The organism is Acinetobacter sp. AL9 (assembly GCF_041464035.1).
GTDB classification, from domain to species: Bacteria; Pseudomonadota; Gammaproteobacteria; order Pseudomonadales; family Moraxellaceae; genus Acinetobacter; species Acinetobacter towneri.
The window spans coordinates 1-306 of sequence record NZ_JAYFSK010000207.1; the positions used below are offsets into that span (position 1 = coordinate 1).

Consider the following 306-nt stretch of genomic DNA (forward strand, 5'->3'; position numbering starts at 1 on the left):
ATCTTGAAGTCACCAATCAGCAATTAGATTCTAAAGTTCAGCATCTTTCTATTCTCAATCAAAAATACGAGCATGAACTGGCGCTGTTTAAACAGCATAAATTCGGCAGTAAAAACGAACATCTCACTGCAAAACAAATCCACCTGTGGGATGAAGCGGTTGAAGAAGATATTGCAGCCGTTGATCTAGAACTGGAACGGCTAAATGCAGATAAAACCGATGCAGTGACACACAAAGCCAAAACCAATAAACCTAAACGTCGACCACTGCCAGATCATCTACACACCATCCGTATTGAGCATGAAC

General features: G+C 41.2%; 1 protein-coding gene. It reads left to right on the top strand.

Annotated elements, in window-relative coordinates:
- Window positions 1-306, top strand: a 306-nt coding sequence (locus ACEO2X_RS14350; protein WP_371972199.1) for a transposase, incomplete at both ends; no start/stop codon positions are given.